The sequence below is a fragment of the Chryseobacterium tongliaonense genome, from assembly GCF_041224435.1.
GTDB lineage: Bacteria > Bacteroidota > Bacteroidia > Flavobacteriales > Weeksellaceae > Chryseobacterium > Chryseobacterium tongliaoense.
Window position 1 is genome coordinate 124,269 of sequence record NZ_JBGFFD010000001.1, and the last position, 20,402, is coordinate 144,670.

Consider the following 20,402-nt stretch of genomic DNA (forward strand, 5'->3'; position numbering starts at 1 on the left):
TATGGTGTAAAATTAGAATGGAATTTTTGTAAAATAATGAGTTTTAACACTAAAGTTTTCCACAAAAAAATCCAACACTTATAAAGCATTGGATTTTCAACATAATTAATATATTTTTTTACTACTTCATCGCATAAAATTCCACTCCGTGATATTCATCGTCGTGGTTTTTCCCATCAAAGTGTCTGTGATAATCTGAATAATAATCACTGTATTTTTTATCTTTTTTGTGTAATATTTTTTTAATGCCTATAAAACCTAGTACTGCTAACAGACCAATTCCTCCTGCCAGCAAAACTCCAACTTCTTTTTTCATATTTTGTCCGATTTATTAATTGGTCTATTGCAAAAAGTATACCTCTTTCTCAATTACCAATTATAATTTTTGTTAACATTCAGCTTCTTTTTTAAAGAAAATATAATCCATCAAAAATCCCTGATTTTAAAATGAATGGTTTAATTATTGTACTAACTTTAGAAAAAATATCATTATGGAAAACCCGGATAACATTGACAGAATGACAACTTTAAGCCAGGTCATGAAAACACTGTCGGAGAGAGGTATACAAAGAGAATTCAGAATGAATGAAAACTGTGAGATGAAATTCGAAAATTCTGACAAAAACTACCAGCCAACTGACTTAACCATATTAAAAACGTACCGTTTTGAGGGTGACAGCAATCCCGATGACAACGCAGTATTGTATGTTTTAAAAGATTCAGCCGGAAATCTGGGCATGATCATAGATTCTTACGGAGCAGACAGCAATTATCCCGGTGAAGAGTTTGATGCATTTTTAAGGGATATCCCGATTCAGGAAAGCGATGAGTTTAATTTTTAAACATTGATATATATAAAACCCGGAGTTACTTTTCTTCGGGTTTATCTTTTTTCTTAAATACGTTTTTCAGAAAACCTTTTTCTTTTTTCACTTCCTCGGGTTGAGGTTCTTCTTTTTTAGTATCCGGACCTTTTATTTCCTTTTTTAATTCTTTAACAGACTGCTTCACCTCTTTGACTGCAGAAACCGTTTTTTGCACCGTTTTCTTGGTTTTATCAATATTGATCCCTATTAAAGTTTTCTTCAAACCATCTTCGATTCCTCTCCAGAATAAATTAAAGAAAGATTTTGTAGGATCTCTTTCCACATTTTCAACAGTAACGCTTTCCGGCAGCTTTCCGGAGTCCGATTTTACCACAAGGTTGGCAACAGCCGTGAGAAATCCTTTTTTCTCTTTATTATTTTTATCTAAAATAGCCACTTTCAACCCTTTATGCTTCAGATTGAATGTCCCATGCAAGCCGGCAGGATTCCCTTTAAAATCAAAAAGCATTTCCTGGATAGTTCCCGTAGCTGTTACATGAAGATAGGGCCGGATAAAAGGATTAATTCCCTGGGCAGGAAGGTTTACTGCTCTTCCCGAAATTCCGAAAACATCATTCTGGTTGGCTACATCGAAGTTCCAGTTTACGGATAATGGTGCCAGATTCATAAATGAGCAGTCGATTTTGATATCAACCCTGGTAGGCTTTCCTTTTGTTTTTGCAGAGTTCAGGTTTTTAACATTCATATTAAAATTGCTGAATGTTAATTTTCCAGGGCCTACACTTTCAGGAGTATCCTCTTCGTACACCAGGACCGAATTCTTCAAATCAAGATTACTGATATACATCGGAATCTTTATGGAACGTAATAATCTTGAATACAAAGGCTTTATTTTAGGATCATCTTTCGGAATTTTACTTCTGAAAATATTAGCATCCGCAGACTGAATAACCACATGGGAAGCATTGATAAACTTATTGTTTGAAAATAAATCCCAGTTTCCATCCGCAATGATCTGATTGGCTTTCAGGTCATATAAATCCCTTTCCACGGGTATCATTCTGATAAACTGGGCTCTCGAAACGAGAGGTTTCATCACAAAGTTATTAACCTGGATTTTATTTTTATTCAGTTTTAAAAGTCCAACACTCATATGGTAGAAATGTGTTTTGTAAGCAAAATTCCTGGTAGTCAGAGAATAATCTTTTACTTTTACAGCAATTCCCGAGTTGTTGGGTTTTGAGCTTAACTCTATATCATTGATTGTTGCATTGAGATCATTAAAAGCCAATGGCTGACTTCCTTTGTCATAAGTGATGTTTGAGTTTTTCAAAATCACTTTTCTGATTATAAGAGGAAACTGAATTCCGTTAATGCCTGCTTTTTTATCCGGTTTATTTTCTCCCGCTTTAATGGTTCCGTTTACATTATTTACCAACACATCTTTCACATCAAGGTTGAGTTTCTTATCAATTATTTCCCATTTATTGATATTGAAAGCAATGTGGTTGGCAGACAAATCCATTGACGTTTTTCCTGAGACGGCACTACCCGGAGTCACTGAAATATTTCTGATCTCTCCGCTCTTAGGGTTTAAGGCAATGCTTTCAGCCTTATAATTCTGGTGATTAGAAAAAAGAATATCCCGTCCAGAAAACTTAAAATCTTTATATTTTACAGGAATAATTTCTTCAGAAGTCTCTTTATTAAATTCAAACTGACTGATATCTAAATTAAGTTTTTTTGCAGAAAGAAGATGACGACCATCGGGCTTCATTATTTCAACTGTTGCGTTGTTCAATTTAATATCATCCAGATCAACTTCATAATTTATTGGCCGATCTGATTTTTTTACAATTGCCCCCGTTGTATATACTAAAAGACTGGGATTATAAAAATCTGCATTGGCAAGAGATACCTTATTTTTTTTCAATACCACATCCTTAAAATCCATTTTTTGAATATCAAACTTAAACAGTTTTGATTTTTTAGGGTAGAACCTTTTAAACTGGGCAAAATTCAGCAATGGGATCAACTGAAAATTCTCAACCGACATTTGTCCGTTTGACGTGCTTATTTTGTTGATTTTTATAGCATAGACAGTATCCGGCCGAAAGAAAAAATTGTTCCCTTTAATATCGTATCGGTCAAAAACAACCGGCAGTTTATTTTCTACCGATTCTTCTGTCATCTGAAGGTTTTCAACAAATAAATTTAACTGTTGTACAGATAAGAATTTTTGTTTTGTATGCCTGAAGATATTGATACTCCCATTATTGATCCTGATATTTTCAAACAATACAGGATTTCTTTTTTTCCCGGTTTTACGATCAACAGGCTTTGCAAGAATTACATTTAAATTGGGGCTTGATAATAACAAATCCGATGAGCTGATCTGCTTATTAAATATGGCATCATAAATCCCGAACCGGCTGATGTTTAATGTATCTATCGTCCCTTGAAGTCCGATAACATCGATATTCTGCGGGTTTTTACTATTGACGGTAATTCCGGTGGAAATAATATTTCCCGAACCCAGATCTACGTCCAGGGTTTTATAAGAGACTTTATAATCTGTATTATTTTTAATATAGTTGGGAAGTTGGGTTTTAAGCCAGATATTTAATCCGAAGTTGGCCAGTAAAAAGAGTACCAGCAAAATTCCAAAACCTATCAGCAGCTTTTTAACCCATTTCTTTTTCATAGTTGTGTTTAGTGTAGATTACATTTTAAATATAAGCTTAATTTTTTATATTTAATTCAACGACATAACCTTCATGCCCTCTTATATTGATAAAATGACCACCTTCAAAACCAAGATACTGTCCTTTAATCCCTGTTAACCTCCCCATAAACTCAGGCTTTTTATCCAGTGTGAAAGAGCTTACTTTCTCGGGTTTTTCGAAAGGATAGTCAAATTTCCACAGATCTTCTCCTTCACTATAGAACTTCTGGAAATCTTCCGGAAAATACTCTTTTATTTTCTGCTGGAAATCAGCTAAATCCATTTCACCTTCAAAATCATCCTGAAGCATTTTTTTCCAGTTTGTTTTATCCGGCAGATGATCTTTCAGCGCAACTTCTATCATTCCTGCTTCATAGCGGTTTTCCGTTCTGGCTATCGGCAGGGCAAAAGTGGCTCCCTGGTCAATCCATCTCGTAGGAATCTGTGTATTTCTTGTAACGCCCACTTTTACATCTCCGGTGTAAGCCAGATATACGGTATGCGGCTGAAGCTGAATTTCTTTTTCTATTTCAAGATCGCGTTCTGCTACACCAAGATGTGCAGTAGAAAGTTCAGGACGAATAATGGTATCGCTGGCATACGGACTTTCAAAAAAACAGCTTTTGCAAAAACCCATTCTGTAAATCGGTTTGTTTTCACCACAGTTTACACATTGGAATCCTGTATGTTTTATCGTAAGTTCTTTTCCAAACAATTCATTCATATGAATCAAATCTCCGGAAAGATTCAGATAATATTGTATGGGTTGATCATCATAACTCGTCATCTTTAAAATTTGCCCTTGAAACTGCATATTAATTTTGTATTACTTTTTTAAGTAAATTTAATAATTATATTTTCAAAACGTAAATTTTATATTTTTGTGCTAATAAAAAACACGGATGACATATCTAGTAACAGGAGGAAGCGGATTTATTGGTTCTCATTTAGCAGAACAATTATTGAAAAATGGACATTCTGTCATAAACGTTGACAATTTTGATAATTTCTACAGCTATAAGACAAAAATTGAAAATACTTTAGAATCTATTGGAGATTTTTCGGATTTTGATTTCTCGGATAAGGAAAAAGACATTGAAACTCTAATTTCAATTTCAAAATCAAATAATTACACTCTTTATTATCAGGATATCAGGGATAAGAAAGGCCTTGAAACTATATTTAAAAATCACAAAATTGATATGGTTATCCATCTGGCTGCTCTTGCCGGAGTGCGACCTTCTATTGAAAGACCATTGGAATACGAAGAAGTAAATGTTCGTGGGACAATGAATCTGTGGGAGCTTTGTAAAGAATACCATATTAATAAGTTTATTTGCGCCTCCTCTTCAAGCGTTTACGGAAATAATGAAAAAATCCCGTTTACCGAAACAGACAATGTTGACAACCCAATTTCTCCTTATGCCGCTACTAAAAAATGCGGTGAAATTATAGGCCATGTATATCATCAGCTATATAATATTGATATGATACAGCTAAGGTTTTTTACGGTATATGGACCACGGCAAAGACCTGATTTAGCCATACATAAATTTATCAGACTGATTTCAGAAGGCGAAGAAATCCCATTCTACGGTGATGGAAATACAGCAAGAGATTATACTTATATAGATGATATCATAGACGGCATCATCAAGTCTGTCAGCTATCTGGAAAACAATTCCAGTGTATACGAAATCATCAACCTTGGCGAAAATGAAGTGATTAATCTGTCTGAAATGCTCTCTGTTATAGAGAAAACATTAGGTAAAACTGCTCATAAAAAAGTACTGCCAATGCAGCCGGGAGATGTACAAAAAACAAATGCTGACATCAGTAAGGCAAAGACTTTAATCGGTTACAAACCAGACACAGACTTCCAAAATGGCATAAAAAAATTTGTGGAATGGTTTTTGAGAAAATGACATCAAGTCCGTTGTTTCCTCGCTGTAAGGCAGGATATAACGGGCTATGAACAAAATTTAATAAAAAGAATTGAAAATCAGGTATAAAAAAGTTTATAATATAACCTATTTTTATACTTTTGCAAAAAATTAGAATATTATGTACTGGACATTAGAATTAGCTTCATATTTAAGCGACGCACCTTGGCCAATGACAAAATCAGAGCTTATTGATTATGCAATCAGAACTGGTGCACCTATGGAAGTAGTGGAAAATCTTCAGGCAATCGAGGATGAAGGAGAAGTTTATGATGCCATCGATGAAATATGGAGTGACTATCCTACGGATGAGGATTACCTTTGGAACGAGGACGAATATTAAACAAAGCGATGAGCTTTAGGCCGTAAGCTTAAAGCTTATTTGCCTTTTTAAATATCATTTTTGCGCAATAGGCGTATTATTAAAACGCTTAAAGTATATCGCTTTAGGCATAAAGTAAAAATTTATGAGTTTTTTAAACAAAGTTCTTAAGGGGTTTTTGGGAGACAAAAAAGCGCAGGACCTGAAAGAAGTAAAAAAAGTTGTAACAAAAATCAAAGCTGTTGAACCTGATATTCAGCAATTGTCTGATGATGGTTTAAGAGAAAAGACTGCTGAGTTTAAGCAGAGCATAAAATCTGCAACCAGCAAGATAACAGCCCAAATAGAACAGATAAGAGAGCAGATAAAAAATTCAACCAACGTTGATGAAAAAGAAACTCTTTTTTCAAAAATTGAATCTCTGAAAAAAGAATCATACGAAATTGAAGAAAAGGTTCTTGGCCAGGTGCTTCCCGAAGCTTTTGCATTGATCAAAGAAACTGCAAGAAGATGGGCACAAAACGGAGAAATCCGTGTTAAAGCGACAGACTGGGACAGAGAGCTTGCAGCAACTAAAGATTTCGTTGAAATTCAGGGAGACACAGCCGTTTGGAAAAACTCTTGGGACGCAGCCGGAACTCCTGTAGTTTGGGATATGGTCCACTATGATGTTCAGTTTATCGGAGGGGTTATTCTTCACAGCGGTAAAATTGCCGAAATGGCGACCGGTGAAGGTAAAACCCTGGTAGGAACATTACCTATTTACTTAAATTCACTTCCCGGAAGAGGAGTTCACGTTGTAACCGTGAATGACTATCTGGCTAAAAGGGACTCTGCGTGGATGGGGCCTCTTTACCAGTTCCACGGGATGAGCATCGATTGTATCGATAATCACCAGCCGAACTCAGACGGAAGAAGAAAAGCATACAACTCGGATATTACATATGGAACCAACAACGAATTCGGATTCGATTATCTGAGAGACAACATGGTAACTTCACCATCAGAACTGGTACAAAGGGAATTAAACTTTGCGATCGTGGATGAGGTTGACTCTGTATTGGTAGATGATGCAAGAACACCTTTGATCATTTCAGGTCCGGTTCCGCAGGGAGACAGACAGGAATTTGATGTTCTTAAGCCTTCTATCGACAGAATCGTTGAAATTCAGAAAAAAACAGTTTCTACTATTTTCAATGAAGCTAAAAAATTAATTGCTGCCGGAAACAATAAAGAAGGAGGTTTCAAATTACTTCAGGCTTACAGAGGTCTTCCAAAAAACAGACAATTAATCAAGTTTTTATCAGAAAGCGGAAACAGAGCACTTCTTCAAAAAACAGAAGCTCAGTACATGCAGGATAACAACCGTGACATGCCGATTGTAGATAAAGATCTTTATTTTGTAATCGAAGAGAAAAACAATCAGGTTGATCTTACAGACAAAGGAGTTGAATACATGTCTCAGGGAAATTCCGACCCAAACTTCTTCGTTCTTCCGGATATCGGGACTGAAATTGCTGAAGTTGAAGCTAAAAATTTAACTAAAGAAGAAGAATTCGAAGCTAAAGAAAAACTTTTCTCTGATTTCGCAGAAAAATCCGAACGTGTTCACACGATGAGCCAGTTATTGAAAGCGTATACTTTATTTGAAAAAGATGATGAATACGTGGTTATTGACGGGGAAGTAAAAATCGTTGACGAGCAGACAGGTCGTATTATGGAAGGTCGCCGTTATTCAGATGGTCTTCATCAGGCGATCGAAGCTAAAGAAAATGTAAAAATCGAAGCTGCAACCCAGACTTTTGCAACAGTAACATTACAGAATTATTTCCGTATGTACAACAAGCTTGCGGGGATGACAGGTACTGCAGAAACTGAAGCAGGCGAGCTTTGGGAAATTTATAAACTGGATGTAGTGGTAATCCCTACCAACCGTCCTATTTTAAGACATGACAGACAGGATTTAGTTTATAAAACTAACCGTGAAAAATATAATGCAGTAATTGAAGAAGTTGAAAAATTAACAGCAGCAGGAAGACCGGTACTTGTAGGTACTACTTCCGTTGAGATTTCTCAGTTGCTTTCAAAAGCGCTTCAATTAAGAAAAATCCAGCACCAGGTACTGAACGCGAAACTTCACAAGAAGGAGGCTGAAATTGTTGCCGGAGCAGGACAGCCGGGAGTTGTAACAATTGCAACCAATATGGCAGGTCGTGGTACGGATATTAAACTTTCAAAAGAGGTGAAAGAAGCCGGAGGTTTAGCTATTATCGGTACAGAAAGACATGATTCAAGACGTGTTGACAGACAGCTTAGAGGTAGAGCCGGACGTCAGGGAGACCCGGGAAGTTCACAGTTCTATGTATCTCTTGAAGATAACCTGATGCGTTTGTTCGGTTCCGAAAGAATCGCTAAGATGATGGACAGAATGGGTCATAAAGAAGGTGAAGTTATTCAGCACTCTATGATCAGCAAGTCAATCGAAAGAGCACAGAAAAAAGTAGAGGAAAATAACTTCGGAATCAGAAAGAGACTTCTTGAGTATGATGATGTAATGAATAAGCAGCGTGATGTAATCTACAAGAGAAGAAAGAACGCTCTTTTCGGAGATCACCTGAAATATGACATCACCAACATGATTTTTGATGTTTCCAACTCTATTGTTACCAAAGGTAAGGCTAACGGAAACTATAAGGATTTTGAATTCGATGTTATTAAGAATTTCACTATGGAATCTCCTGTTTCTGAAAATGATTTCAAAAACAAGCAAATTCCCGAACTGACGAATATCCTTTTCAAAGCAGCTCAGGAAGATTATCAGATGAAGCTTAACCTGTTGAAAGAAAAATCATTCCCTATTATTGAGAATGTATACCAGAATCAGGGTTCAATGTTTAAGATGATCCAGGTTCCGTTCACCGACGGGCACAAAACAATGACCATTGTTACCGACCTTAAAGAATCTTATGAAACTCATTGCGAAAGCTTAATCAATGATTTTGAAAAGAACATCACATTATCCATTATCGATGAAAACTGGAAACTTCACCTTCGTGAAATGGACGATTTGAGAAGATCTTCACAGGGTGCCGTTTATGAGCAGAAAGATCCGCTTGTTATCTACAAACAGGAATCTTTCCACTTATTCAGTGAAATGGTAGATAAAATGAACAAAGAAATAATTTCTTTCTTATACAAAGGAGAAATCCCGGCTTAAGAAATAATTACAAATATTAAAGAACCCCGCTTCAGACAGTGCTGAAGCGGGGTTTTGTTATTCATCACTTAATAATTTTATGACAAATATCAATTTTATTATTTATTTAGAACAATTAAAAACAATATATTTGCAGAAAATATGACTTATTCATGAAAAATGTACTGATCTGTGCCTCATTATTGAGTTCTGTCTCCGTTTTTGCCCAGCAAAAATATTCTACTGGTATAAAGAACATTGATGAGGTCATTATCAATACTTATATCAAGAAATCAAACCTTACTTACAAATTCTAAAAATTTAACGGACTTATCTGTCTTTTACAATAATAAACAATGAAGAAATTAACACTAGGAGTTGCTTTACTGGCTTCAATGATGACGCTGGCTCAGGAAAAAGATACGATCAAATCGAATGATATTGAAGAAGTAATTGTAAATGGAAAATACTACAAAAAATATGTAGAGAAAGAAGGTTCTTCTTCTATACGTTTAGATGAAGCGCTTATTAAAATTCCTCAAAACATTTCTATTATTACCAACAGAGCCCTGGAAGATCAGCAGGTGACAACTTTAAGTGATGGTGTTTTGAGAAACGTTGCCGGAGCACAAAGATTGGAACACTGGGGAGATATGTATACGAGAGTAAACATGAGAGGATCCAGAGCGGCAGCTTTCATGAACGGAGTAAACGTTACTTCAAACTGGGGGCCTTTAAGTGAGGATATGAGCTTTGTAGATCACATTGAATTCATTAAAGGGCCATCAGGATTCCTGATGTCAAATGGAGAACCTAGTGGAATTTATAATATTGTTACTAAAAAGCCAACCGGAGCTTCTTTAAACGGAAGCGCAAGAGTAACTTTAGGAAGCTTCAATATGTATCGAGGTGAAACAGATATTGATACGAAAATTACTGATAAAGTAGCTTTCAGGCTGAATTTAATGGCTCAGAACAAGCAAAGCTTCAGAGATTACGAATTCAATGACAGATATATCATTAATCCATCATTAAAAGTAAATCTTACTGATAAGACCACTTTAACAGCAGAATACATTTATCAGAGAGCAAAGATGTCTGAAGTAGGTTCAGCTTATGTTTTCAGCTTTGAAGGTTACGGAACTAAGCCTGTTGAATATACTGTTACAGATCCGGGAATTGATCCTACAAAAGTAACTAACAATACGGTAAATGTAAATTTACAGCATAAATTTAATGATAATTGGAAATTAACGACTCAGCTAACTTATGTGAATGAATACACAATGGGTAGCGATATCTGGCCGGGTCAATTCATTTCAGATACTCAATTTATCAGGACGCTTAATTTCTGGGAAGCAAGTAACGTAATGAAGTTCGGACAGGCTTTCTTAAACGGTTATATCAAAACCGGACCTGTATCTCATAAGATTTTAGCTGGGTTGGATTTAGGTTCAAAAAAATATTTAGCGGATTGGTCAAAAAGTGGTGCTTTAGATACTGTACAAAATCCATTTGACCTTAATTCCACAACTTATAGTTCACCAAGCAATGGATATCCTCATTTTGATGATCAGGGAAAATCTCTTTTAGAAAGGGCCACTCCATATGGTACTATTGAACAAGAATATACCGGAGTTTATTTACAGGATGAAGTAGGATTTTTAAATGATGCATTAAGATTAACAGTCGCTGCACGTTATACCAACGTTAAAGAAAACAGCTACGGAACAAAAACAGAGGCAAACAGAATTACTCCGCGTATTGGTTTAAGCTATTCTATTGACGAAAACACCTCCGCCTATGCATTATATGATCAGGCATTTTCTCCTCAATCAGGCCTTTTCAGAGACGGAACCACAGCAAAGCCAATCACCGGTAACAGCACGGAAATAGGATTTAAAAGAGACTGGTTTGCAGGTAAATGGAATACGACTTTATCTCTATATAATATCAATAAAAATAACGCAATTGGTGGTGATCCAACGGATCCGACAGGAATGTTCTCTATCTTTCTTGGGAAGACAAGAGTTCAGGGTGTGGAATTTGACCTTAAAGGTGAAATCACCAGAGGATTCAATGCAATTTTTAACTATGCATTTACTGAAAACAAATTCACTGAAACAACTCCTTTAAGCAATAAAGGAGACAAAGTTCCAGGATATGCTAAGCACACGATGAACGGATGGCTAAATTACACTTTCACTGAAGGTGACCTGGAAGGTTTCGGTTTAAGCTTCGGAGGAACATTCCTGGGTGGGAGAAGTACATGGAATTGGGGAAGTACCAATGCACCTTTACAAATGAATGACTATCTGAAATTTGATGCAGGCTTATCTTGGGAAAATACCAAATTCAGAGTTGGTGTGAATGTATTTAATCTTTTCGACAAATACTTATATAGCGGAAGCAGCATTAACTACACAATGGCAGATGGTACCCAAAGAGGAGGATACTACTATCAGGCCGAAGCTCCAAGAAACTTCAGACTATCAATCGGATATAAATTTTAAAATAAACAAAAGTTAGCCTTCGGGTTAACTTTTTGATATGAGGAAAAAACATCATCATAAGAAGAAACCCTCTTTTATGAAAAAATGGTCTGCCAAACTGCATTTGTGGTTTGGCTTGTCCGTTGGCCTTATTGTATTCATCATTTCATTAACCGGAACTTTATATGTGTTTAAAGATGAAATACAGAATACAATCCGGAAAGATGCCATCTATGTAAAAAAGGAAACTGTAAAAGAACAACCGTTATCCATTGTTTTACTCCGCGAAAAAGTAACCCTGGAAATGAATGAAAAATTTCCGGTGAGTTCGGTGGAGATTCCCCTGGATAAAAATAAATCGTACCGTTTTTTATATTACGAGAAGAATAAAAAAGGCTGGAATTACTTTAATGAGGTTTTGATCAATAAGCAGGTTTACATCAACCCATATACCGGTGAGATTCTGGGAATTTATAATGAGAAGTATGACCTCTTCCCTATTTTAAAATCAATTCACTGGAGCCTCCTGCTCAAATCCGAATGGGGTGCGTATGTAGTCGGGATTCCGGTGATCTTATTTATCATCATGCTGATAACCGGGATTGTTCTCTGGTGGCCGAAGAATAAAAAAGCCGGAAAAGGGCGCTTCTGGTTCAACTGGAAAAATATAAAAACCTGGAAACGTAAAAATTATGACCTTCATAGCATCTTAGGATTTTACGTCTCATTTATTGCATTATTATTAAGTGTAACCGGAATTTACTTCACCTATCCTTATGTGAAGAATGTTTTTACTTTCGTGTTATCAGGATCCGTAGATCTTCCCAAAGAAAAGGAAATCAAATCTCCCGATTCACTTGCAGCCAAAAATACTCAGGTTTTTGATCTCACTTTACAGGAAACAAGGAAGCTCTATTCTGCATCTTCAAGCTTCAGGATTCCTCTGAACGGAAAAAACAAAAAAGGGAAAGAGTTAAAAAATATTCCCATTACCGTATATCAGAAAGAAGGAAGGTTCAGCGAAAGAAATCTTCTGGTTTTTGACAAATACTCAGGAAAAATATTATCCAACAAACCTCATCAGAAATTAAACACTGCCGAGAAATATGCCAATGCCAATTATGATATCCACACAGGATCTTATTTCGGTATCGTCGGCAAAATCATCTGGTTTATTGCCGGATTAGTCTGTACCTCACTACCCGTTACCGGATTTATGGTATGGTGGGGAAAACGAAAGAAACAAGGAAAGAAAATATAATGAAAAAGGCTTTTTTATCAGTTGCTTGTCTGGGAACAGTTACCGCTTTTGCTCAGGTTAAAGACACTTTACAAACCAGGAATGTAGAAGAAGTTGTGCTTACGGCTTCCCGAAAAAAGGAAAATATCAAAGAAATTCCAAGCTCTGTTACCATTGTCGGAGAAAAACAGGTGCAGACCCAGCTGACCGTTAATTCTGATATTACAAGCATTCTGCAGTATACCGTTCCGAGTTTGGGAACAAGCTCCGGACAGACTTCCAATTCAGGACAAACCCTCAGAGGCCGTCAGGTTTTAGTGCTTATCGATGGGGTCCCACAATCTACTCCACTCAGAAACGGAGCGAGGGATTTAAGATCAATCGACCCATCCGTAATTGAAAGGATCGAGGTAATCAAAGGAGCTTCATCTATCTATGGAAATGGCGCAGACGGAGGGATCATCAATTATATCACAAGAAGAAACAAGTCAGATAAAAAAATTTCCGGGATTTCTCAGGTAGGTATTACCGGACAGCCTTATGGCGGAACATTAGGCTTCAGGGCCAGTCAGCTTCTTTCAGGGAGAATTACTGATAAATTCGATTATGTAGCCTCATTTGCCTATGAAAGAACAGGCTACATGAAAGATGCAGACGGAGTTAGTTTAAGTCCAACCTACAGCCCGGCAAAAATGGACAACTACAATGGGATGCTGAAACTGGGCTATAACCTTAATGATAATCAGAGAGTGGAAGCTTCATATATCGGATATGCTTCAAGATCCGATCTTGATTTAGGCTTAAAAACAGGAAAATACGGCGTCTCTCCGACTATTGGAGAAGGAAGAGGAAAAAACCGGGAAACCACTCCACAGGGAACACCCAGAAACCATAACTTCAAACTTAGCTATGACAATAAAAACCTTTTCCAGGGAACAGCGTTGAATGTAAACCTTTATTATCAGGATTTCAGGACAGTTTACGGATACAGTGATACGTTCCTGAACGGTGGCCAGTCCAATGTTATTTCAAAGAAAAAAGGAGCCCGAATCAACCTGGATACCCAACTATGGAATGCTAAAGATTCTCAGGCGGAAATCATCTACGGAGTAGATATCCTGAATGACCAGACCGTACAGAAGCTGGAAGACGGCCGCTACTGGACACCGGATATGGATATGACCAATATTGCGCCTTTCGCTTTAATTAAAATCGATTTATTAAAAAAGATAACGATCAAAGGAGGACTTCGCTATGAAAACATAAAAGTGAAAGTGGGAGATTTCAACACACTTTCATCGATCAAAAGTGACGGAACATTCACTGAAAGTATTTTTGTAACAGGCGGAGACCTGAAATATAATGCTTTGGTAGGAAACATCGGAGTGCGTTATAATATCGACAACTCCCTGAATTTATTCGGAAGTTTCTCCCAGTCATACTCCATTAACGAATTGGGAAGAATCCTGAGAACCTCAACACAGGGAACCATAGCAAACCTTGAAACAAAACCCATCATCGTCAACAACTATGAATTCGGGGCAACAGGACAGATTTCAAAGTGGATCAATTATGAGATCACTTCTTATGTAAGCACTTCAAAACTGGGCGCGTCATTCATTCAAAGTGCAGACCGTGCCTTAACGATTCAAAGATCTCCGGAAGTAGTGTATGGTGTGGAAGGATTTTTACACTTTACTCCTAAAAACTGGATCAATTTCGGGGGAAGCTATAGCTGGATGGAAGGAATCACTTCTATAAAAGACGACGGAGATTATTCCGCAAAAATCAATAACAGCAGAATTTCTGCTCCAAAAGTTCTTGCATACGTTCAAGTGAGACCTGTTCAGGCATTATCAATAGGCCTTGATATGCTTCATGCGTTTGGGCAGGACAGATTCGAACCTAATGCAAAAACAGGATTATATGTTTACGGAGAAGGAAAAGTTCCAGAATACACCGTTTTCAATTTAAAATCAAGCTATGAAGTGAATGACAACTGGAAAGTTTCTTTAGGAATCGAGAACCTTTTCAATAAAATGTATCAGCCTGCTATTGCCTGGTGGTCTGCAAGAGACAGTGAATTTGTCAATTCATTAGGAATGAGAGGAACCTTCATGATTGAATATAAATTTTAATTAATCTAAATAAAAAGTAAACCCTTATCTTTGCAGAACTTTTTACGGTATGAAGAAAAAACATCATCATAAGAGAAACAAACCGGGATTTTTTAAAAAATGGTCAGCAAAACTGCATCTGTGGTTTGGCCTTGGTATAGGGTTTTTAATTTTTATTATTTCCATTACCGGTGCCTTATATGTTTTTAAAGACGAAATCGAAAACATTACCCGAAAAGATGTCATCTATCATAATGAACAGAATATTGATCAGAAACAGATTCTTCCGATCCGTGTACTGGAAAAGTCTGTTGTAGAGCAGGTAAAAGAAAAATATCCCGTACACTGGGTGAATATTCCTGTTGACAAAAAATTATCCTATCAGTTTTACTGGTATGAGCACGATCCTAAAGGCTGGAATTATTTTGATGAATTTCCCGTATACAAAGTCGCTTATGTAAATCCTTACACCGGAAAAGTCCTGAGAACTTATGATGAAAAAAACGGCTTTTTCCAGATCGTAAAAATGATCCACTGGAGTTTTCTTTTAAAGCAGGATTGGGGAACTTATGTAGTCGGAATTCCTGTGATTATATTTGTCATCATGCTGATCACAGGGATCGTTCTGTGGTGGCCTAAAAATAAAGCAGCAAGAAAACAGCGCTTCTCATTCAAATGGAAAAATATTAAAAGCTGGAAACGAAAAAACTATGATCTTCATAATGTCTTAGGCTTTTATGCTTCTATTTTCGCTCTTATATTTTCCATTACCGGATTATTTTATGCATTCCTTGTCGTTCAGGCGGCTATTTATGTGATCTTTTCCGGTGGAGAAACCCAATACCCTGACTTTTCCCATATCAAGACAAAAGCTCCCATCGAATTAAGAACAGAAGGAACCCTGGATAAAATCAGCAATACAGTTAAAGCAAAGTATCCTGATGCCTATGGTTTCGCGATCGATCTCGGCCATGAACATATGGATGATCATGAGCACCCGAACTTCGAAGTGTATGTAAAACATTTATCTTATTCTTATCATAAAAGCAGTAGTCTTATTTTTGATGAAAACTCAGGTGAACTGCTTCATACTCACGATCCTAAAGACAAAAATTTCGGAGAAAAAGTTGTCGGGGCCAATTATGACATTCATGTCGGGGCAATTTTGGGACTTCCTACAAAGATCATTGCCTTTATTGTGAGCCTCATATGTGCCTCATTACCAGTTACCGGCCTTATGATCTGGTGGGGAAGAAGAAAAAAGAAAACGGTGAAAACCGCTTAAATATTTTTTTCAATAAATTTTTCGTTAATAATCCATTAATACAATCTTTTTTATAATTTTAACCCTTTAGAATTTAAGAAGAAATGTCATTAATAGATTTATCAAAACACGTTGCCCTTGGAATTGATATTGGAGGAACCAATACAAAATTCGGAGTGGTAAACCACCGCGGTGAAGTTCTTGAAAAAGGAAACTTAAGAACTGATGAGTATGAGAAAGTTGAAGATTTTATCGATGCCTTATATGAGAAAGTTCATCCTTTGATCGAAAGATTCGGGAAAGAAAAAAACTTTGACGGAATCGGGGTAGGCGCTCCTAACGGAAACTATTATAAGGGAACAATAGAGCAGGCTCCCAATTTACCGTGGAAGGGAGTAGTTCCTTTTGGTGAAATGATGACTGCTAAGTTCGGAATGCCCTGTACGGTAACCAATGATGCCAATGCTGCTGCTTTCGGGGAAATGCTTTTCGGAGCTGCCCGCGGAATGAAAGACTTCATCATGATCACTTTGGGAACAGGTGTAGGAAGCGGAATTGTAGCAAGCGGAAAACTGATCTACGGACATGACGGTTTTGCAGGAGAACTGGGACACACAATCGTAAAACCGGGCGGAAGAAAACACTGGAGCACAGGATCTGAAGGAAGCCTTGAAGCTTATGCCTCAGCAACCGGAATTGCGATTACTGCCAAGAAAATGAGAGCTGAATTTGCAGAATCTATGCTTAATCGGTATCCTGAGGAAGAAATCAATTCTAAAACAGTACATGAATGTGCTTTAAAAGGAGATCCGATTGCTATTGAAGTTTTCAGATATACAGGCCAGAAGCTGGGGGAAGCATTAGCTAATTTTGTGATGTTTTCTTCACCGGAAGCCATTCTTCTTTTTGGAGGAGTAATCAAAGCCGGGGATTTTATCTTAAAACCCGCTAAGCTTCATATGGAAAGAAACCTTCTTCCGATCTTCAGAAATAAAGTGAAACTGGTTTTCAGTGAGCTAGACGAAGCTGATGCAGCTATTTTGGGTGCAAGTGCTTTGGTCTGGGAAAAATAATTAAAATCCTTTTACAATATAGAAGCATCCTTTTTCCGGGTGCTTTTTTTATGGTTTCGAGGGTCTTAGCTTGCGGAAGTTTATTATCTGAATTTCTTTTTATTAGAAAATATTTTCATTGAAACATTCATATTCGCTCATAAAATCAACTTATTGATTCAGTTTTACTTTCCAGAACAATGTATAATCTAAAGTTAAACTCTGCGTTTAAAGAATTAACCACAGATGACACAGATTTTCACAGATGATTATGCTTACATTATTGTGTTATTTATGAAAATTATTCGTGAAATTATGATTAGAAAACTGGTGTGTTTTTTTGTTATTGAAAGGAGATAATTCCGTGATAAAATGAAAAAGTTTTTCTTACTTTTGATTAGTTTTTTCCTTATTTCCTGCAATGGCCAGGAGCGGAAAACCATTAAACAAAATAATCAACCTAAAATGGACAAAAATAATTTAGAACAGATCACTTTCGGAGGTGGATGTTTTTGGTGTGTGGAGAGCTGTTTCAATATGCTGAAAGGGGTAGAATCTGCAGTTTCGGGATATTCCGGAGGGCATAAGGACAATCCCACCTATGAAGAGGTATGTACCGGTGAGACGGGACACGCAGAAGTGGTACAGATCACTTATGACCCTAAAATAATTTCCTATGAGCAGCTGATGGATGTCTTCTTCTTTCTTCATGATCCTACTCAATTAAACAGACAGGGAAATGACATCGGAACGCAGTATCGTTCGGTAATTTATTATAAAGATGATGCAGAAAAGGCAAAAGCTGAAGAAGCAATAAAAGTGTCTCAGGAATCAGGAAGATGGACAGGAACTTATGTAACGGAATTAACGAAATTCGATAAATTCTGGCCGGCAGAACAATATCACCAGGGATATTATAATGAAAATCCGACACAACCTTATTGCAGTGCTGTCGTAGGTCCAAAAATCCAGAAATTCAAAAAGCATTTCGGCGAATTGGGAATGTTGAATGAGGAATAAAATTGAACTCTTTTAAGTTTCGGCTAAAGCCAGATTTGATTTTATAAATTATAATAAACGGGCTAAAGCCCGTTTATATTGAATAAATGTATATTTTCCCACATTGATTGTGCAGATTTTTACCGATAATTGAATCATAAAACCCTGCTTAAAATATCGCAAGATATTTCTTAACTCAGCTTAAAACCTTCAATACTCTTAATGTTAAATTTAGGTTTTAGCTAAAACTTTAATTATTAATATTAACCACAAAGTTTGTTATTCGTAGAAATCCAGACTCATTGTGTAACAATTTTTATGATCAGTCACAATTTAGATTCCTACAGAATGACAAATTGCACGAATAAAATCTTATTAAAACAGCAAAAGCGAAGAGAAAAATCTCTTCGCTTTTGTTTGCAAAAATAATCGTTTTATATGAGGAGAAATTAGTATCCCGGATTTTGTGTGAATTCTTTTGATGCATCAAGCGTTGCCTGAGGAATCGGGAAAATTCTTCTGTAAGACTGAGATGCAGGTTTTGCCGTTCCCGGAAGATCAAATTTGTTGAATCTGATCATCGCTTTTCTTCTGTACATTTCCCAATACAGTTCGTACCCGGATTCTTTATACAAAGTATTTGCATCCAAAGAAGCGATCGCAACACCCGGTGCATTGTTAAATAAAGCTTCACGGGTTCTGCTTGTTCTCAGTTTATTAACATCCGCCAAAGCTGCTGCTACATTTCCACCTCTGAAATAAGCTTCCGCTCTCATCATGTAGATTGTTCCCAATCTGTATAAAGGAAGATCCATTCCGCTGGTTCCGTTGTTTCCGTAGCCAGGATCGAATTCAAACTTAAAGTTTCTTACTCCTCTGTTGATCTGAGCCTGTGTAAATACGGCTTCTGAAGGATTATCAAAATTTAATTCAGGTGTGAAATCTGCTGCAAGTGTGGGTGTTTTTTCGGTGAACAATTTATAAACTTTAATTCTTCCATCCGAAGTCAGATCAAAATTTCCGTTGGAAAGAATTTTAGGACCATATTGCTGACCAACCTGCAACCCTCTGTTGAAATGGAACCAAGGCTTTCCTGTTCCTTCCACTTTGCTTGTTGATGGTACACTTACGTCTGTTCCGTCGTTTTTAAACCAGGTTCCATCGTCATACTGATAATATCTGTGAAAACGAGGGTCATCAAAATTCCCGTTCCATGAATAATAGAATTCCGGAGTGATACAAGATGCGTTTGTTCCCCTGTTATCAGGTGAAGGTTTCTGGATTCTTTCCATTGACATATAGGCCATGTCATTGTCAGCATTTCTGTTCGAGTTCTTCTTCTGAACAATCGTAAATATCATTTCCTTACTCGTATCATTATTAATATCAAAATTGTGGAAATAGTTTGACTCTAAGCTGAAAAGAGGATTATTAATCAATAAATTAGAGTACTGAATTACTTTATCCATATCCGTTCCGCCTCCATTTATAGCTTGTTCTGTAAAGTTGAAAGTACTTGCTGTCTTATTTTTTAGAACGGCTCTGTTCAGATACATATCTGCCAATAAAGCGTACGCTGCCTGTTTTGTAAATCTTCCGGCGTGTGTGTTCTGGGTTTTAATATCAGCCAAATTCGGAATAAGTCCTTCCACTTCTGTAATTAAAGCATCAATGGTAGTTTCTGCTTTTCTGATCTCAAGCGGTGCATTTACATTATCCGGGTCCCTGTATGGAGCCTGCCCAAACAAATCGATCGTTGTGTAGGTATAAAATGCCAGTAATCCTTTTGCTTCAGCTAAAAATAAAGCTTTATTGTTTCCGTTGCTCTTATTGATACTTCCAATTGCCGTTAAAGATTTTGTAATCCCGAAGTTCAGCTGGTTCCAGGTTGTTTTTATAACATCATTGTTGGCATCCCAGGTAAATTCGTGCATGGCTCTCCATTTTCCACCGTCGCCCCAGTCACTTCCTCTGGTTGGCAACAAAGCTTCGTCAGTAGAATATTCCTGTAATGCAAAAACACTTCCATGGTCTACAAAAGTTCCGTCACCAAGCTGTCCGTATGCTGCAGCCAGGGCACTTTCAGGATCTGCATTTTCAGCTCCCAAAACCTCATCGATCACTTTTTCATCCAGATTTGTACATGCAATTAAAGACAATGCAAAAACGGATAAAACGATTTTATTAATACTAAAAAAATTAGATTTCATGATTTCTTTTAACTT

General features: G+C 36.9%; 15 protein-coding genes. 11 read left to right on the forward strand and 4 right to left on the reverse strand.

Annotation, left to right across the window (positions count from 1 at the left end):
• Positions 1–121 precede the first annotated feature (121 nt).
• Positions 122–316: a hypothetical protein gene (locus AB8P06_RS00620; RefSeq protein WP_369836501.1), complete on the reverse strand. Its 195-nt coding sequence runs from the start codon at positions 314–316 to the stop codon at positions 122–124.
• Between the two features lie 175 nt (positions 317–491).
• On the opposite strand from AB8P06_RS00620, the gene AB8P06_RS00625 reads away from it, so the two are divergent.
• On the forward strand, positions 492–842 hold the full coding sequence (locus AB8P06_RS00625) for a hypothetical protein (protein WP_369836503.1): 351 nt from the start codon (positions 492–494) through the stop codon (positions 840–842).
• A gap of 25 nt (positions 843–867) precedes the next feature.
• On the opposite strand, the gene AB8P06_RS00630 is transcribed toward AB8P06_RS00625, so the two are convergent.
• Together AB8P06_RS00630 and AB8P06_RS00635 are read right to left on the reverse strand one after the other, a co-directional pair.
• Positions 868–3,531 (reverse strand): hypothetical protein, encoded by a 2,664-nt coding sequence (locus AB8P06_RS00630; protein WP_369836506.1) that lies wholly within the window; start codon positions 3,529–3,531, stop codon positions 868–870.
• A 37-nt stretch (positions 3,532–3,568) separates the two neighbouring features.
• Positions 3,569–4,366 carry a DUF2797 domain-containing protein gene (locus AB8P06_RS00635; protein WP_369836508.1) on the reverse strand — a complete coding sequence of 266 codons (798 nt, stop codon included), beginning with the start codon at positions 4,364–4,366 and terminating at the stop codon, positions 3,569–3,571.
• A gap of 88 nt (positions 4,367–4,454) precedes the next feature.
• Here AB8P06_RS00635 and AB8P06_RS00640 point away from each other — a divergent pair, with 88 nt between their 5' ends.
• The 10 genes from AB8P06_RS00640 (at position 4,455) to msrA (ending at position 18,198) form a co-directional block, all read left to right on the forward strand.
• Positions 4,455–5,477, forward strand: coding sequence for a GDP-mannose 4,6-dehydratase (locus tag AB8P06_RS00640; RefSeq protein ID WP_369836511.1), 1,023 nt, complete (start codon positions 4,455–4,457; stop codon positions 5,475–5,477).
• Between the two features lie 139 nt (positions 5,478–5,616).
• Entirely contained in the window at positions 5,617–5,838 is a 222-nt protein-coding gene (locus AB8P06_RS00645) for a DUF2795 domain-containing protein (RefSeq protein WP_007845303.1), read from the forward strand.
• Between the two features lie 124 nt (positions 5,839–5,962).
• Complete coding sequence (gene secA, locus AB8P06_RS00650) at positions 5,963–9,034, forward strand: preprotein translocase subunit SecA (protein ID WP_369836513.1); 3,072 nt, start codon at positions 5,963–5,965, stop codon at positions 9,032–9,034.
• Positions 9,035–9,186: 152 nt separating this feature from the next.
• Complete coding sequence (locus tag AB8P06_RS00655; protein WP_369836515.1) at positions 9,187–9,330, forward strand: hypothetical protein; 144 nt, start codon at positions 9,187–9,189, stop codon at positions 9,328–9,330.
• A 39-nt stretch (positions 9,331–9,369) separates the two neighbouring features.
• Entirely contained in the window at positions 9,370–11,526 is a 2,157-nt protein-coding gene (locus tag AB8P06_RS00660) for a TonB-dependent siderophore receptor (protein ID WP_369836518.1), read from the forward strand.
• Positions 11,527–11,602: 76 nt separating this feature from the next.
• A complete protein-coding gene (locus AB8P06_RS00665) occupies positions 11,603–12,766 on the forward strand; it encodes a PepSY-associated TM helix domain-containing protein (protein ID WP_369836521.1) in 1,164 nt (387 codons plus the stop codon).
• Complete coding sequence (locus tag AB8P06_RS00670; RefSeq protein ID WP_369836524.1) at positions 12,766–14,883, forward strand: TonB-dependent receptor; 2,118 nt, start codon at positions 12,766–12,768, stop codon at positions 14,881–14,883. The genes AB8P06_RS00665 and AB8P06_RS00670 overlap by 1 nt, the downstream gene beginning before the upstream one ends.
• 49 nt (positions 14,884–14,932) lie before the next feature.
• A complete protein-coding gene (locus AB8P06_RS00675) occupies positions 14,933–16,147 on the forward strand; it encodes a PepSY-associated TM helix domain-containing protein (protein ID WP_369836526.1) in 1,215 nt (404 codons plus the stop codon).
• Between the two features lie 83 nt (positions 16,148–16,230).
• The gene (locus tag AB8P06_RS00680) at positions 16,231–17,199 is read left to right on the forward strand and encodes an ROK family protein (protein WP_369836528.1); all 969 of its coding nucleotides are present in this window, start codon (positions 16,231–16,233) and stop codon (positions 17,197–17,199) included.
• A 351-nt stretch (positions 17,200–17,550) separates the two neighbouring features.
• Positions 17,551–18,198 carry a peptide-methionine (S)-S-oxide reductase MsrA gene (gene msrA / locus AB8P06_RS00685; protein ID WP_369836531.1) on the forward strand — a complete coding sequence of 216 codons (648 nt, stop codon included), beginning with the start codon at positions 17,551–17,553 and terminating at the stop codon, positions 18,196–18,198.
• A gap of 428 nt (positions 18,199–18,626) precedes the next feature.
• Here the strand turns inward: msrA and AB8P06_RS00690 are convergent, their stop codons facing one another.
• A complete protein-coding gene (locus AB8P06_RS00690; protein ID WP_369836534.1) occupies positions 18,627–20,387 on the reverse strand; it encodes a RagB/SusD family nutrient uptake outer membrane protein in 1,761 nt (586 codons plus the stop codon).
• Between the last annotated feature and the right edge of the window lie 15 nt (positions 20,388–20,402).

Excerpts from the sequence above, each read along its gene's own strand:
- AB8P06_RS00665 (WP_369836521.1), top strand. The coding sequence starts at position 11,603 with ATGAAAAAATGGTCTGCCAAACTGCATTTGTGGTTTGGCTTGTCCGTT.
- secA (WP_369836513.1), top strand. The coding sequence starts at position 5,963 with ATGAGTTTTTTAAACAAAGTTCTTAAGGGGTTTTTGGGAGACAAAAAA.
- AB8P06_RS00675 (WP_369836526.1), top strand. The coding sequence starts at position 14,933 with ATGAAGAAAAAACATCATCATAAGAGAAACAAACCGGGATTTTTTAAA.
- AB8P06_RS00680 (WP_369836528.1), top strand. The coding sequence starts at position 16,231 with ATGTCATTAATAGATTTATCAAAACACGTTGCCCTTGGAATTGATATT.
- AB8P06_RS00655 (WP_369836515.1), top strand. The coding sequence starts at position 9,187 with ATGAAAAATGTACTGATCTGTGCCTCATTATTGAGTTCTGTCTCCGTT.
- AB8P06_RS00620 (WP_369836501.1), bottom strand. The coding sequence starts at position 316 with ATGAAAAAAGAAGTTGGAGTTTTGCTGGCAGGAGGAATTGGTCTGTTA.
- AB8P06_RS00690 (WP_369836534.1), bottom strand. The coding sequence starts at position 20,387 with ATGAAATCTAATTTTTTTAGTATTAATAAAATCGTTTTATCCGTTTTT.
- AB8P06_RS00630 (WP_369836506.1), bottom strand. The coding sequence starts at position 3,531 with ATGAAAAAGAAATGGGTTAAAAAGCTGCTGATAGGTTTTGGAATTTTG.
- msrA (WP_369836531.1), top strand. The coding sequence starts at position 17,551 with ATGAAAAAGTTTTTCTTACTTTTGATTAGTTTTTTCCTTATTTCCTGC.
- AB8P06_RS00645 (WP_007845303.1), top strand. The coding sequence starts at position 5,617 with ATGTACTGGACATTAGAATTAGCTTCATATTTAAGCGACGCACCTTGG.
- AB8P06_RS00640 (WP_369836511.1), top strand. The coding sequence starts at position 4,455 with ATGACATATCTAGTAACAGGAGGAAGCGGATTTATTGGTTCTCATTTA.
- AB8P06_RS00660 (WP_369836518.1), top strand. The coding sequence starts at position 9,370 with ATGAAGAAATTAACACTAGGAGTTGCTTTACTGGCTTCAATGATGACG.
- AB8P06_RS00635 (WP_369836508.1), bottom strand. The coding sequence starts at position 4,366 with ATGCAGTTTCAAGGGCAAATTTTAAAGATGACGAGTTATGATGATCAA.
- AB8P06_RS00625 (WP_369836503.1), top strand. The coding sequence starts at position 492 with ATGGAAAACCCGGATAACATTGACAGAATGACAACTTTAAGCCAGGTC.
- AB8P06_RS00670 (WP_369836524.1), top strand. The coding sequence starts at position 12,766 with ATGAAAAAGGCTTTTTTATCAGTTGCTTGTCTGGGAACAGTTACCGCT.